A 14,157-nucleotide genomic window follows, 5' to 3' on the forward strand; every position below is an offset into this window, starting at 1 on the left:
TCCTGTGTAACCGGTGACTGGTGCCTTGCGGCGCTTTTCTTTATGGTGTGCTGCGTGAAAATTCGTTCCGACAGTTGCATTATCAGGAATCGGGTCGGTGTGAAAGTTTCAATTCACTTTATTAACGCTGCATAAGGTAACATTTTAATGAAAAAGCTTTTGCTTGCAGGTGTAGTTTCCGCTGCACTGCTTGGCGGATGTGCCACAGAAAAAGCTCAGGCGCCGGCCAGTCCGGTTGCTACGCCAGAGAGCGTAATGGTATCGCCTAACGACGACAGACAGTACGATACTTTTACTTTACCCAATCAATTAGAAGTGATGCTGGTGTCTGACCCGACAGCCGAAAAATCGGCCGCATCACTGAGCGTGAGTGTAGGCTTGCTACACGACCCGATGTCACAGCAGGGTATGGCGCACTATCTTGAACATATGCTGTTCTTAGGGACTGAACGTTACCCGGATACCAAAGGGTACACCGAGTTTATGACCGCTAACGGTGGCCAGCACAATGCCTATACGTGGCTGGATATCACCAACTACATGTTTAAAATCAATAACGATGCCTACGGTGAAGCGCTGGATCGTTTTTCTGATTTCTTCAAAGCGCCCAAGCTTTACCCGGAGTATACCGACAAAGAGAAAAATGCGGTCAATGCGGAATGGTCCATGCGCCGCGAGATGGATTACTTTGGTCAGTTTAAACTGGCGCGCAGCCTGATGGGCGACCATCCGGCCAATCGCTTCCTGATTGGTAACCTGGAAACCCTCGGCGATAAGGAAGGCAGCAAACTACACACCGAAACGGTGAACTTCTACGAGCGTTACTACTCGGCCAATATTATGAAGCTGGCGATGATCAGCAACCGTCCACTGGACGAAATGAAAGCGCTGGCAGAAGAGTACTTCGGCAATATTGAAAACAAAAACATCGATAACCCGACAGTTGACGATAAGCTCGACTTTGCCAAAGTAGGCGGCAAGCGAATTCATTACGTACCCAATGAAGACGTTAAAAAACTCAACATCGACTTCACCATCAGTGATAACAGCGATGAGTTTGCCACTAAGCCTAACCAGTTCTTAACTTACCTGATTGGCTCAGAGATGCCTGGTACGCCGGCTTATCAGTTAAAAGCCATGGGGCTGATTTCTAATCTGTCTGCCTCTGCGTCGCCGAACATGTATGGTAACTACGGTTCGTTCAGCATCAACATCGACCTCACCGATGCCGGTATGCAAAACCGCGAAGCCATAGTGGCTGTGGTGATGCAGTACATCGACCTGATCCGTGAAAAAGGCGTTGATGCTAAATACTTCAGCGAAATTCAGACCAGCCTGAACAACCGCTTCCGCTTCCTGCAGAAATCCGATGAATTTGGCTATGTGTCGAATCTGGCGGCAGCGATGCAGGAAGTACCGGCTAAGTTTGCGGTATCCTCGCCGTATTACTATGAATCCTTCGATGCTGAGGCTATCGAAGAGGTACTGGCACAGTTAACGCCTGAGCGCGTTCGCATCTGGTACATCAGCAAGAATGAGCCATCAGACAGCCAACTGCACTTCTACGACGGAAAGTATCAGGTTGATACCATCAGCGACGAAGAAATTGCCAGCTGGCAGCAGCCTGCGCAAATCGCGCTGAATTTACCGGCAGTCAATACGCTACTACCGGAAGAGTTTACCCTGAAGCCGCAAACACCACAGGAAAAACCTGAGCTGGTGATTGATGAAAATGGCGTTAAGGTGTGGTCGTTCCCGAGTCAGGCATTTACTGAGCAACCGCGCGGTGAAATGACCGTTTATATCAATTCAGGTGTGCCTGAGTCAGATGTTAAAGCTACGGTAATGACGGCCCTGTGGAAAGACTTGTACAGCCTGCAGCAAAGCGCACTGATGACCGAGGCCAGCATTGCCGGCATGTCGCTGCGCTTTAACGATGGTAACGGTATCAGTCTGGCCATTGGTGGTTTTACCGATAAACAGCCAGAGCTACTGACTAAAGCCCTTGATGCACTGGTAGTTGACGTTAACCAGCAGAACTTTGCCCAGGCAGTCGACCGCTACGTACGTGGTTTGCAGAATGCGGGCAAAAAATTCCCCTTCTATCAGGCATTTGATGCGTATAACAACCTGATCCGTGAAGGTAACTTCAATACTGACGCCCTTATCAGCGCGGCTGAGTCGTTAACGGTTGCCGATATGCAGGCGTTTATGCAGGCGCTGCTGAGTGAAAACCAGTTACGTATTTTTGCCTTTGGTAACTACGACAAGGCTGATCTGGACGACGCGGTAGCGTTAGTGAAAGGCGCTCTGCCGGATGATCGTACCAGCGTAGATTACGATATGCGTGAATTCTGGCAGCCACAGGCTGAACAGACTCTGGTCTGGCAGCAGGATTTGACCGTTGCCGATGTGGCGCTGATTGATGTGATGGTGCATCCAACACCAGGTTTTGATACCCGGGCTGCCGGCACGGTATTGCGTGGCCACTTCAGAACCGTTGCTTTTGACAAGCTGCGTACCGAAGAGCAACTGGCTTACGCGGTAGGCGGTATGGCAACCAGCATTGGTGACTATACCGGTTTTGCCATGTTTATTCAGACCCCGGTTAAAGATGTAGCTGCTATGCAGGCCCGCTTCGATACCTTCAAAACAGAGTATCAGGAAGCGCTTAACGCATTAACTGAAGACGAATTTGCCAAGTTAAAAACCAGTGCACTGGTGGCGCTGAAAGAAGCGCCAAAAAATATGCGCGACGAAGTGGTACCGTTTATTTCAGACTGGTATCGTGAGAAGTATGACTTCGACAGCAAGCAGAAACTCATTGCCGCGGTTGAGAAAGTGACCCTGGAAGATGTTAAGGCGTTTTACCAGCAAACTATGCTTAACGACAACGCTGCGCGGATCTCTGTACAGCTGCGAGGTACCAGCTTTGTGGAACAACCTTTTGCAGATATCAAAGGGGCCACACAGGTTGAAGATCTGGCTGGCTTTCACGAGTCGATGAAAAAACAATAAGCCACAAGCGCTTTACTGCAACACAATCAAAAACGGTGGCCTTTGCCACCGTTTTTTTATAGCGTCGTCCGTTATATACTGATGCCACTACAATTCTTATACGCAATTGAGTATTTAATGAGCCAGATTAGTATTATACTGGCAGCAATACATCAAACCACAGAGTTTATATGACAGATGATCCGCACTACGAGCGGGAAAAAGCCAAGTACGAAAATCCGGTAGCAAGCCGCGAATATTTGCTGGAAACCCTTAAAGAGTATGGCAAACCCATGACCTTTATGGACATTTGCCAAAGCGTAAATGCCCAGGACGAAGACAGCCGGATTGGCATTCAACGACGCCTGCGTGCTATGGAGCGCGAGGGGCAAATTCAATTTACCAAACAAAAGCGGTATGCCGTTCTGCAACAGGAACAGCTCATCCGCGGGCGAATAATAGGTCACCGTGACGGTTACGGTTTCCTGCGCCCCGATGACAATTCCGGCGATTTGTTTATCAGTGCCGGGCAGATGCAAATGTTTATGCACGACGACAGGGTGGAAGCCCGTGAGAGCGGTACAGACCGCCGTGGTCGTCGCGAAGCCTACATAAATCAGGTGATAGAGCCCCGTAAGGAGCCCATTGTTGGCCGGTATTTTACCGAACATGGCATGGGGGTGGTTATTCCTGATGACAGCCGCATCAACTTTGAGATCATTATTCCACCAGAACACGCCCACGGTGCCAGACAAGGCAACGTGGTGGTGGTGGAAATTACTCAGCGCCCCCGTCGGCGCGTTAGCCCGGTTGGCCGGATTATTGAAGTGCTCGGCGAGCATATGGCGCCGGGGATGGAAATTGAAATGGCCCTGCGCACCTTCGATATTCCCCATCAGTGGCCCAAAGGGGTTACCCGTCAGATTGAAGGGTTAACCGACAGTGTTAAGGAAGAAGACAAAACCGGCCGCGTTGACCTGCGTCAGTTACCACTGGTAACCATCGACGGTGAAGACGCAAGAGACTTCGACGACGCCGTATTCTGTGAGCCGCTGGATAACGGGGGCTGGCAGTTATGGGTCGCCATTGCTGATGTCAGTCAGTATGTGACGCCCGGCAGTGCGCTGGACGCCGAAGCGCTGGAGCGCGGTAACTCGGTGTACTTTCCTGAGCAGGTTATCCCCATGTTGCCGGAAGTGTTATCGAACGGTTTATGCTCACTGAATCCTGAGGTTGACCGGCTGTGCATGGTATGTGAAATGACCATCAGCCCGGCAGGTAAACTGGAGAATTACCAGTTTTACGAAGCGGTGATGAATTCTCACGCTCGCTTTACCTACAGCAAAGTGTGGCAGATTTTAAGCGGTAACAAAGAGCTGCATCAGCGTTATGAAGAATTTGTGCCTCACCTGCGTCATTTACACGATCTGTATCGCGCACTTAAAAAAGCCCGTGCTCAGCGCGGTGCCATTGAGTTTGAAACTCAGGAAAGTAAATTTGTTTTCAATGCCCAGCGCAAGATTGAAAACATCGTGCCCATTGAGCGTAATGATGCCCATAAGCTGATTGAAGAATGTATGATCATGGCCAACGTGAGTGCGGCCTTGTACATTGAAAACAATAATGCGCATTCACTGTTTCGGGTGCATGACAAACCTGATGCAGACAGACTGACTGCGTTTACCTCTTATCTGGGCGAAGTAGGGATCCCGCACAGCATTGTAGAGGGCGCCTCGCCGGCCGATTTTACTGCGGTGGTCAGCAAAACCCGTGGTCGCCCTGATCAGGAACTGATCCAGACCATGCTGCTGCGTTCCATGAAGCAGGCTATCTACGATGGCGACAACATTGGTCACTTTGGCCTGGCGCTGGATGCCTACGCTCACTTTACCTCGCCGATTCGCCGGTATCCGGATCTGGTGGTGCACAGAACGCTTAAATCGATCCTTAAAAAACAAGGGCAGACGGTTCATGGTGCCAAGTCTTACAGTGAAGAGGAAGTCGAGCAGTTAGGCGAACAATGCTCCATGACTGAACGCCGCGCCGATGATGCTACCCGGGATGTCAGCGACTGGCTCAAATGTGAGTTTATGCAGGATCACGTGGGTGAAACCTTTGAAGGCGTGGTGAGTTCGGTGACCGGCTTTGGTATTTTCGTGCGCATCACCGAATACCATATCGATGGTCTGGTACATATTACCTCCCTCGACGATGACTACTACCGTTACGACGAAGTGAAGCAAACCCTGAGCGGCGAGAGCGGAGCGCGCCAGTACCGCTTAGGCGATCAGCTGGAAGTAATAGTAGCGGCAGTGAACCTGGATGAGCGTAAAATCGATCTGGTGCTCGATAATAAGTGGTTGCGTTCCACTGGCGGTAAAAAGGTCAAAGTAGTCAATAAGCGCAGTGGTGATGAAAAATCGGCTGGCCGCCAGCGTCGTAGTGCTAAAGACGGCGATAAAAGCGGTGCGAAAAAATCAGGTAAATCACGACGTAAGCCAGCGGGAAAATCTGGCAGTACAGCTAATAAGCGCGGTAGCTCCAAGAAGGGGCGACCGGCAAAAGGTAACAAAGGTTAATGGCACAGCAAGAATGGTTATACGGCCTGCACGCCATGCAGGCGGTAATTGAAAACGAACCCGAACGATTAATTGAAATCTGGGTATTGAAAGGGCGTGATGATGAGCGGTTGATTAATATTGTTAATCAGGCTCGTCGATTTGGCGTTGCGGTGCAGTTTTGTAACCGTAAAGTGCTCGACGATAAGGTTAAAGGTGAGCAGCACCAGGGCATCGTGGCCCGGGCGAAGCCAGCCAAAACGCTCGATGAAAGCGATTTGGACCGGCTGCTGGATTCAACCCCCGTGCCCTTATTGCTGGTGCTTGATGGTGTGACCGATCCGCACAATATAGGCGCTTGCCTGCGTACCGCCGACGCGGCCGGTGCCCACGCGCTGATCGTGCCTAAAGATAAGTCTGGCGGGCTTACCGGCACGGCCCGCAAAGTCGCTTGTGGTGCCGCTGAAGTGGTGCCTTTTATACAGGTCACTAATCTGTCGCGAACCTTAAAACAGCTGCAGGATAAAGGGGTTTGGGTAATTGGTACCGCCGGCGAAGCCGAACAACTGATTTATGATTGCAAGCTCAGCGGCCCTATGGCGTTGGTGATGGGTGCCGAAGGCAAGGGCATGCGCCGGTTAACTCGCGAAACCTGTGACGAACTGGTAAAACTGCCCATGGCTGGCAGTGTATCCAGCTTAAATGTGTCGGTGGCTACCGGGGTGTGTTTATACGAGATTGTCCGCCAGCGCGGCCTTTAAGGTACTAAGCGATGGAAAGCATAGCCCAGCTCGAACGTTGGATGACGGCCATTTCTGAGCCCCATATTGTGCTGGGCTATGGCAGTCTGATGAACGGCGATTCCCGGAGTCGTCATTCAGGGATTCCCCACGATGGCGTTGAGGTTGAGGTATTTGGTTTCGAGCGGGGCTGGATCACGCGCTCTGAACCCGAACTGCAAACCTACGTTGGCGCCTATCAGAAAAAAGATGGCTGGCTGAATGCGCAGCTTGTGCCTACCCATCTTGATCCGGCGCTGCAAAAGCGGGAGCAGGACTACCGCTTTACGCCGGTGACTATCGACCAGTTAAACTTTGAACTGGCTGACGACCTCACCGAGCGATTGATTGATTGGTTAAAACTGCGCGATATCTGGATTTGTGAGTCGTTAAAGGTTGAGCCCTCAAGCGCCGACTATCCGGTCCATCAAAGCTATATCGACACCTGTCTGGCCGGTTGCCTGGAGTTAGGCGGCGAAGCGGCCGCCCGGCGTTTTATAGCCTCAACCACAGGTTGGCAGCATCACCGGGTTAACGATCGCGAAGCGCCCCGCTACCCGCGGGCGGCAGTGGTCAACCCGGCTTACTTTGCAGTGATTGATCAGTTACTGGATAACCCGTCATGATTATTGAGTCTGAGCGGCTGAAGCTGCGACGGCTGAGCCGGGATGATGTGGATTTTATTCTGGCGGTAACTAACGACAAACAATGGCTGACGTTTATCGGCGATCGCGGTATTAACGACGACGGTCAGGCCAGCCAGTATATAACCGTAGCCAGTGACAGCTTTGCTGCCAAAGGTTATGGCTTATGGCTGGTTGAAGCCATTGAAGCAAAGGGCGATCAGCGGATTGGATTGTGTGGCTTTATTCGTCGCCCCTTTCTGACTTGCCCTGATCTGGGCTATGCTTTTTTACCCCGGGGGCGCGGCAAAGGCTATGCATCCGAAGCGGTAAACCTGGTGTTAAGCTGGGCTACCTCTCATACTAATGAGCGCCAGGTCAGCGCTATTTGCCGGCCGGATAACCTTGCTTCGCTGGCAGTGCTGCAGCGTGCGGGGTTTAAACGCATGGGAAAGCTTTTTCAGCCGCAGCAACTGCCTCACGATTTCTTTTTGCACCCTTTGTAGTCTGCTTGCTGGCTTCGACTGAACAGGCCAATTCAGCTTTAATTTGCGAGGTATATGTTATACTTTAGTCAGTATTATTCTATGTCTTTTCATATTCATTTAAGCAGGGAGCAGGGACGTCTTGGGCTTATTTGCATCTATCAAAAGCAAACTAACCTTTATTAGCCAGCGTTATGGCAGAACGCTAACGCTATTGGCGGTGGTGTTGTTTTTAACGTTCGACTTTATTGCCCTCTCGCTCAATGTCTGGCTGTCTTATCGCATTGAAGCGGCCGCCATCAATATCAACCTTTCCGGCAGGCAGCGGATGCTGAGTCAGCGGCTGGTGAAAAACCTGCTGATGATGGAAAACGCCTACACTAACGAAGAAGTGTACAGTGCTGCGCTGGCAGAACTCAGGGAAACCTATAAGCGTTTCGACCTTACTCTCGATAGCTTCCATCGTGGTGGGCGAACACTTTCGGCCGAGAACAATGTTATTGAAGTAGCTCCCCTAACTAGCGCTGCTACCACCCAAATAGTGCAGCAGGCGTTACTGGAGTGGTCACCGCTAAGACAAAAAGTCAGGCAACTGATTGGCCGCGAGTATGACCAGTTACTTCTGCAGCAAGCCATCGATGTGGCACAGCGGAAGAACCTCAGCTTACTCGATTTAATGAATAAGCTGACTGTTGAGCTTGAGCACGAAACCCAGGCAGAAGCCATGTCGATTCGCTTTTATCAGGGACTGGCTTTTTTCCTGGCCATTATTAACTTTTCCCTGGCAATTTTGATGTACCGACTGCGAGTGCGTAAGGCAAACCACTCACTGGATTTTGTGGGCAACATAATGAATCAGGTTGCAGCCGGTATTTTGGTGGCCGATGAAAGCGGTAAGATTATCAGGGCCAACAAGCTCGTGGAAAATATGACCGGTTACCTTATGACTGAGCTGCAAGGCCGCAGAGTAAATTCGATACTGTATGAGCATGAAGGCGAAATGTATGGTGTACGAAAGGTAGGCGAACAGTATCATTGTCAGGTAGAAGTCAGCCAGGTTTTGATCGGCAACCGTCCGGCAACTGTGTACACCATTATTGATGACAGCCAGCAACAAGCCCAGCAGCAGGAACTTACGTTGCTGGCTTATCACGATCAGTTAACGGATTTACCCAATCGCCACCTGTTTAATGACCGCTTGTCGGTAGAAATAAAACACGCCCTGCGCCGCAATGAAAAAATCGCCCTGTTGTTTATCGACCTCAACGGATTTAAAGGCGTTAACGACCGCTATGGTCATAAGTTTGGGGATTTATTGCTGGGGCGTGTTGCCGTCAGAATGAAGCAAACTGTGAGGGATTCCGACACGGTGGCAAGGCTTGGCGGTGATGAGTTTACGCTGCTGATCACTGATATACACTCTTATGATATGTGTAAGACGCTGGTGGACAAAGTTATGGATGCGATTTGTAAACCGTACCTTATTCAGGAGGTGCTGGTTGAGGTAGGTGCCAGCATCGGTGTGGCCTGTTTTCCTGACGATGCGACCAATGAGCAGGAACTGTTGAGTCTGGCGGATAAAGCCATGTATAGTTCTAAAGCCACTGGCGAAAGTTGTATTACCTTCGCCAGTGACTGGCTGTCTTATAAACCCGAAAAACTTCAGGTGGATCAAAACTGAGGTGGCAGCAGCTCTACTTTATTGATGATAATTGGCTCTACCGGTGCATCGGCAAAACCAATGGTCGCTTTATATTCGGTTTCTACTTCGCCCATGGCATCAACCACTTCATAGCCTTCCACTACGGCTCCAAAGACCGCATAGCCCCATGAACTGCCCGGGTCGAGATTATCGTTTTCATCCAGATTAAAGAAAAACTGACGGGTTGCGGTATGCGGGTCGTTCTGGCGGGCCATGGCTACCGAGTACATGGTATTTTTCAGGCCGTTGCCTGACTCGTTAAAGATGGCCGGATAAGACGATTTCTCTTCGTAATCCACTGTGTAACCACCGCCCTGAACGATATAACCTGGGATAATGCGCTGGAAAATGGTGCCTTCGAAACTTCGCTTATCTACATAACGCAGAAAGTTGTTTACTGTGATGGGCGCACGGCGACGATCCAGCTCGATGACAATATCACCCATGGTGGTTTCCAGCTTAACCCGTGGGTAGTAATTATCAGGTTGGATTTGAGAGCCGTCATCCGCCTCTTTTTTGGCGGCCTGAGCAGACACAGTAAAAATCAGCAGTGAAAATAGCAGAGCTCTTAGCATGGGTTATCCTTATCGTTTTGCAGCACTAAAAATAACAAACTTGTTCTGACTGGCAAGGGTAGTAACGCCGCCAAACAAGCGTTTAAGGGTATGGTAATAATCCAGATGCCGGTTGGCTACCACAATCAGATGACCGCCTTTGTCCAGCAGTTCATAAGCGTCATGAAACATCTGCCAGGCAATATGGTCAGTAATGGTATTTTGCTGGTGAAACGGCGGGTTACACAGCACTTTGGTAAAGCTGGGGCGGGCTGGCTGGTCGAGTAAGGATTCCAGACAGTTACTGGCTATAAAACGGCACTGGCCAATCTGTTCCGGGAAATTGCTTTCAACATTCAGGCGGGCCGAAGCAATCGCCATGTATGACTCATCCACAAAGGTGACCTTAGCGTTTGGTGCCATACTCAGTGCGTTAAGCCCTAATACACCGTTACCGCAGCCGAGGTCGAGCAGGTTGTCATGGTCGCTGACCTGCATATGCTCGAGTAGAAAACGCGCACCGATATCCAGCGACTGGCGGGAAAACACGTTGGCATGATTGGCGATCTGCACCGTTTGGCCATTGGGGAGTCGGCAAGGCCACACTGTGGGGTACGGATTTTTAATTTCGCGGCTGAGCACTTCGGGATCCGGCTGACAAAAAATCAGGCGGGATTTCTTTTTCGCCAGTGACGTTTTAGTGGGGCCAATAAGCTTTTCAAACAACGCCAGCACAGAGCGAGTCACGGTTTTTACTTTTGCCCCGGCGACGATAACGGTTTGCGGGCCGGCCACTTTGCGCAGCGCCAGTAACTGACTTTCCAGTAGTGCCAGGGTACGGGGGATTTTGAGGATAACCAGTGCCGGTGAGTTAGGTAAAGGCGCGAGGCAGTCCTGCATAGTTACTGCGGGCAGTTGGTTGGTTGCCAGGTTTTCAGTAAAGGAAAGTTCGGCAATCTTTGAGTCAGACACCCACACCGGCTGTTCTTCAGCAAACCGACATCCCAGCGCACCGAAATCATCGTTAAATACTATCCACGGCTGCTGGCTGCCTGATAACGCCGGTAACTCCTGCGCGATATGCTCTATGAGCAGTTCGTCAGCGCTGTCCCAGGCCTGCAGACTCTTGTGCTGATGTTTAGCCGGATAGCGGATCAGCGTCAATGTGCGGTCAGATAGTGTAAACTCTGTGTTCATGATGTGTGGTTTGCCCGGTGTTATCGATAATGCAATATAATTTATTTGCCAGTCAGGCGGCGGCATTAGCGCCTGTGTCACTGCCCGATGCCGATATTCGTTATCAGTCTGACTGGCTATCGCCAATGCAGGCACAAGACCTGTACCTTCAACTCCAGCAGGAATTACCCTGGCGGCAGGATACTATCAAATTGTACGGCCGAGAGGTAAAAATTCCACGTTTACAATCGTGGCACGGCGCCCCGCATTGTGAATATACCTATTCCAATTTACGCATGCCACCGCATCCCATGACAGCCAGTTTAACGCAATTGCAGCAACGACTGAGCGCAGAACTGAATACGCCGTTTAATTGTGTTTTGGCCAACTGGTACCGCGATGGCAATGATGGAATGGGAATGCACGCCGATGATGAACCCGAAGTCGGCCCGCGCCCGGTGATAGCGTCAATCTCACTGGGCAGCATCCGGCGCTTTAGTTTTAAGCATTTGCGCAGCGGCGAGCGCAGCGAACTCATGCTGGAGCCCGGCAGCCTGTTGGTGATGGCTGGCGATACGCAGCATCACTATCATCACGGACTCAGCAAGACGCGCAAACCTATCGGTGGTAGAATTAATCTAACCTTTCGATATATTCCCGGGGCTGAAAACTCCGATGCAGGTGAGCCATAAATGATGCAGGTAAAACCCTTTATAGAGCAGCAATTAACTAATGAACTCGCACCACAGTACCTTGAAGTGCTGGATGAAAGTTACATGCATAATGTGCCGGATGGCGCGCAAAGTCACTTTAAGGTTACCGTTGTCAGTGAGGCCTTCGAGGGACTTCGCCTCATTGCCCGTCACCGTCAGGTGAATGCGCTGGTGGCTGAAGCACTGGCAGGGCCGGTACACGCCCTGGCTCTGCACACTTATACCCCGGCCGAATGGCAAAAGCGTAATCAGACCTCGGCAGATTCGCCTGCTTGTCTGGGCGGCAGCAAACTCGGCTGACTACCGTTAAGCGTATTAACGATTAAAGCAGCCCCTGACCAGACAGAAAATCGAACGCCGCAATCGTCAGGGGCAATGATAATACCGTGGTGATGGCGATGATGCTGGCCGCCAGTCGGTAATCCCCGCCAAGCGTGCGTACCATAACGTAACTGGCAGCGGCAGTGGGTGCGATAGTCATTAGTAAAACAATGCCCAAAGGCATACCGCGCAGCCCGGCAGCATAGGCTACTCCCACCATCACAGCCGGATAAAACACGCATTTACTCAACGAACTAAGACTAATATTAAACCAGTCTGCACTGAATGAGCGGAACTGCAACGAGGCCCCGGTACACAGCAGGGCCAGCGGTAAGGTAAGTTGCGCGAAGTATTCACCGGTGGTGGTTAGCAATACAGGCAGACGCCAGTCGAAATATGAGAACGGTAATGCAATAACAATGGCTATTATTAGCGGGTTTTTCACAATGCCTTTAACCTGTGAGGTAAGTGAGCGCTTGCCTTCCTGGTAGAAATTGAGAATGAATACCGATAATACATTAAACAAAATAGTGACCATGCCCAGATAAACTGAGGCTGCCGCCAGGCCATCATTGCCGTAGGTCTGTGCACAGTAGGCCAGACCAATAATCCCCATATTGGCCCTGAAGCCGCCCTGGGTGACTACCCCGGTTGCCTGGCGATTCGGTACCATCAGATGACTGGCTAACATCAGCACCAGAAAATAGCCCAGCGTACCGGTTAAGCCGGTAATGATAAGCACCGGATTCGCCGCTTTACTGAAATCAGCCTGACTGATGGAGATAAACAGTAAGGCTGGCAGGGCCACGGTGAAAACCAGTTTTGAGCCGCTAGCCACAAACTCATCATTAATGAGTTTGGCGCGCAGTAATACATTTCCCATGATAAGTAAAACGAGGACCGGGCCAATAACAGTAATGGCAAAATCAAAGGTGGATGCTTGCATAGCGGTTGAGAACCCCGAGAAGGCAGTGAAAGCGATTTTGAAACAACAGCATACCACCAATTAGCGGGCACCGGGCAAGGTTAATGCATTAATCCTTGCATCAGGTTGTGAAAAAGTGAAAGAGCTACAGCTCCGCAGCTGAGCTTTGTAGCTGAACGCTTTTTACGCGAATGTATGAATCTGGTATCGAAGCAGTAACAGCCAAAATTACTCAGATGTCGCAGAGGGTGACTCTGTTGCGAGTACTTCCTGTAGTCCTTTCTGCATAAGTGCGGTGCGGCGTTGATTAATCATTTGCCGGGAGATAATTAGGCCAAGCAATAATGCAGCTATGGGCAGCCAGCTGCCGTAACCAAAAAACGAATACAAAATACCACCCAGGCCAAAAATCATAAATACCGGTAACAGCCAGCAATACATTTGGAACAGGCGTTTTGCCGGGGGATTGAAACTGGTGTCGCGGGCTTTCTCCAGCAAGGTAAACTGCTCATGACGTTCGCGATCGGCGATTTCCGGGAATTGGTCGATGTATTCTTTAATATCCATAACTGACGTTTCGACGTTATTTTTGCTGCAAAGTGTAGGCGCAGCGAATTCACAATGCAATCCTACGGCAGGCGAACCGGATTCATTAAGATATCCACGGCTTCAGAAACCCACCCAGCAATAGTGTTCTGGTCGGGGATAAAATCCGGATGCAGCAAACAATACATCTGCGATTTACCCCGCAAAACAGTAATAAAATTGGTCGCCAGACGCAGCGGCTCGCAACCGTTATCAGCCAGCTCATGTTTTTGCAGGGCACGGTTAACTGCTTCAGCTATCACCGGCAGGATACTGGCGGGCCCGGCATCGTAAAAAGTTTTCGCAAGCCCCGGGAAGCGTGGCGCTTCGGCAACCATGGCGCGAAATAAGGCCTGATTCTCTGGTGCCAGTAATAAGGTTAAGTACGCTTCACCAATACGAAACAGCGATTCTGAAAAATGTGTATCGGGCAAACTAATGGCTCTGACCTGTTCAATAAAGAGTTTGCACCGGGTATTCACCACCGAGGCAAATAAACTCTCTTTGGTGGGAAAGTGATTGTATAAGGTGGCTTTGGAAACGCCGGCTTTTTTCTGGATCAGATCGGTAGTGGCGCCATTGTAACCGTACTGCAGAAAATAATGACAAGCCGCTTTGATTATGGCCTGAGTCTTTTGCTGTTTGTTATTGAGAGACATGAAGTTTTTACTATCTGAGGTGTTAACGACTATGGTAACTGCTTACCCGGCCCAGACAATGTTGTACGGGGCAGCTTTGA

At 50.5% G+C, this 14,157-nt stretch carries 13 protein-coding genes; 8 read left to right on the top strand and 5 right to left on the bottom strand.

What is annotated here, in order from left to right; all coding sequences use genetic code 11:
• The first annotated feature begins 147 nt into the window (after positions 1–147).
• The 6 genes from D9T21_RS03825 to D9T21_RS03850 all read left to right on the top strand — a co-directional run bounded on the left by D9T21_RS03825 (position 148) and on the right by D9T21_RS03850 (position 9,123).
• Positions 148–3,018: an insulinase family protein gene (locus D9T21_RS03825; protein WP_123323806.1), complete on the top strand. Its 2,871-nt coding sequence runs from the start codon at positions 148–150 to the stop codon at positions 3,016–3,018.
• A gap of 170 nt (positions 3,019–3,188) precedes the next feature.
• On the top strand, positions 3,189–5,576 hold the full coding sequence (gene rnr, locus D9T21_RS03830) for a ribonuclease R (protein WP_123323807.1): 2,388 nt from the start codon (positions 3,189–3,191) through the stop codon (positions 5,574–5,576).
• Positions 5,576–6,316: a 23S rRNA (guanosine(2251)-2'-O)-methyltransferase RlmB gene (gene rlmB, locus D9T21_RS03835; protein WP_105932787.1), complete on the top strand. Its 741-nt coding sequence runs from the start codon at positions 5,576–5,578 to the stop codon at positions 6,314–6,316. Before rnr ends, rlmB begins: the two co-directional genes overlap by 1 nt.
• An 11-nt stretch (positions 6,317–6,327) precedes the next feature.
• The gene (locus D9T21_RS03840) at positions 6,328–6,960 is read left to right on the top strand and encodes a gamma-glutamylcyclotransferase (protein WP_241155612.1); all 633 of its coding nucleotides are present in this window, start codon (positions 6,328–6,330) and stop codon (positions 6,958–6,960) included.
• On the top strand, positions 6,957–7,463 hold the full coding sequence (locus tag D9T21_RS03845) for a GNAT family N-acetyltransferase (protein WP_123323808.1): 507 nt from the start codon (positions 6,957–6,959) through the stop codon (positions 7,461–7,463). The genes D9T21_RS03840 and D9T21_RS03845 overlap by 4 nt, the downstream gene beginning before the upstream one ends.
• A 121-nt stretch (positions 7,464–7,584) precedes the next feature.
• A complete protein-coding gene (locus D9T21_RS03850; protein ID WP_123323809.1) occupies positions 7,585–9,123 on the top strand; it encodes a diguanylate cyclase domain-containing protein in 1,539 nt (512 codons plus the stop codon).
• On the opposite strand, the gene D9T21_RS03855 is transcribed toward D9T21_RS03850, so the two are convergent.
• Positions 9,114–9,719, bottom strand: a complete 606-nt coding sequence (locus tag D9T21_RS03855) for a peptidylprolyl isomerase (RefSeq protein WP_123323810.1) — start codon at positions 9,717–9,719, stop codon at positions 9,114–9,116. The two genes, D9T21_RS03850 and D9T21_RS03855, sit on opposite strands and share 10 nt — an antisense overlap.
• A 9-nt stretch (positions 9,720–9,728) precedes the next feature.
• Entirely contained in the window at positions 9,729–10,895 is a 1,167-nt protein-coding gene (locus D9T21_RS03860) for a methyltransferase (protein ID WP_123323862.1), read from the bottom strand.
• A 29-nt stretch (positions 10,896–10,924) separates the two neighbouring features.
• On the opposite strand from D9T21_RS03860, the gene D9T21_RS03865 reads away from it, so the two are divergent.
• Positions 10,925–11,566, top strand: a complete 642-nt coding sequence (locus D9T21_RS03865) for an alpha-ketoglutarate-dependent dioxygenase AlkB family protein (protein WP_123323811.1) — start codon at positions 10,925–10,927, stop codon at positions 11,564–11,566.
• 3 nt (positions 11,567–11,569) lie between these two features.
• Positions 11,570–11,887: a BolA family protein gene (locus D9T21_RS03870; protein ID WP_123323863.1), complete on the top strand. Its 318-nt coding sequence runs from the start codon at positions 11,570–11,572 to the stop codon at positions 11,885–11,887.
• Between the two features lie 22 nt (positions 11,888–11,909).
• Here D9T21_RS03870 and D9T21_RS03875 read toward each other — a convergent pair whose 3' ends face one another.
• The 3 genes from D9T21_RS03875 to D9T21_RS03885 form a co-directional block, all read right to left on the bottom strand.
• A complete protein-coding gene (locus D9T21_RS03875) occupies positions 11,910–12,854 on the bottom strand; it encodes an AEC family transporter (protein ID WP_123323812.1) in 945 nt (314 codons plus the stop codon).
• A gap of 207 nt (positions 12,855–13,061) precedes the next feature.
• Entirely contained in the window at positions 13,062–13,400 is a 339-nt protein-coding gene (locus D9T21_RS03880) for a MerC domain-containing protein (RefSeq protein ID WP_123323813.1), read from the bottom strand.
• A 62-nt stretch (positions 13,401–13,462) separates the two neighbouring features.
• Complete coding sequence (locus D9T21_RS03885; RefSeq protein WP_123323814.1) at positions 13,463–14,077, bottom strand: TetR/AcrR family transcriptional regulator; 615 nt, start codon at positions 14,075–14,077, stop codon at positions 13,463–13,465.
• Positions 14,078–14,157 lie beyond the last annotated feature (80 nt).

Source organism: Marisediminitalea oceani (assembly GCF_003731635.1).
Classification (GTDB): Bacteria; Pseudomonadota; Gammaproteobacteria; order Enterobacterales; family Alteromonadaceae; genus Alteromonas; species Alteromonas oceani.

Coding starts and splice junctions, on each gene's coding strand:
- D9T21_RS03825 (WP_123323806.1), top strand. CDS start 148: ATGAAAAAGCTTTTGCTTGCAGGTGTAGTTTCCGCTGCACTGCTTGGC.
- D9T21_RS03880 (WP_123323813.1), bottom strand. CDS start 13,400: ATGGATATTAAAGAATACATCGACCAATTCCCGGAAATCGCCGATCGC.
- D9T21_RS03885 (WP_123323814.1), bottom strand. CDS start 14,077: ATGTCTCTCAATAACAAACAGCAAAAGACTCAGGCCATAATCAAAGCG.
- D9T21_RS03840 (WP_241155612.1), top strand. CDS start 6,328: ATGGAAAGCATAGCCCAGCTCGAACGTTGGATGACGGCCATTTCTGAG.
- D9T21_RS03875 (WP_123323812.1), bottom strand. CDS start 12,854: ATGCAAGCATCCACCTTTGATTTTGCCATTACTGTTATTGGCCCGGTC.
- D9T21_RS03870 (WP_123323863.1), top strand. CDS start 11,570: ATGCAGGTAAAACCCTTTATAGAGCAGCAATTAACTAATGAACTCGCA.
- D9T21_RS03860 (WP_123323862.1), bottom strand. CDS start 10,895: ATGAACACAGAGTTTACACTATCTGACCGCACATTGACGCTGATCCGC.
- rlmB (WP_105932787.1), top strand. CDS start 5,576: ATGGCACAGCAAGAATGGTTATACGGCCTGCACGCCATGCAGGCGGTA.
- D9T21_RS03855 (WP_123323810.1), bottom strand. CDS start 9,719: ATGCTAAGAGCTCTGCTATTTTCACTGCTGATTTTTACTGTGTCTGCT.
- D9T21_RS03865 (WP_123323811.1), top strand. CDS start 10,925: ATGCAATATAATTTATTTGCCAGTCAGGCGGCGGCATTAGCGCCTGTG.
- D9T21_RS03845 (WP_123323808.1), top strand. CDS start 6,957: ATGATTATTGAGTCTGAGCGGCTGAAGCTGCGACGGCTGAGCCGGGAT.
- rnr (WP_123323807.1), top strand. CDS start 3,189: ATGACAGATGATCCGCACTACGAGCGGGAAAAAGCCAAGTACGAAAAT.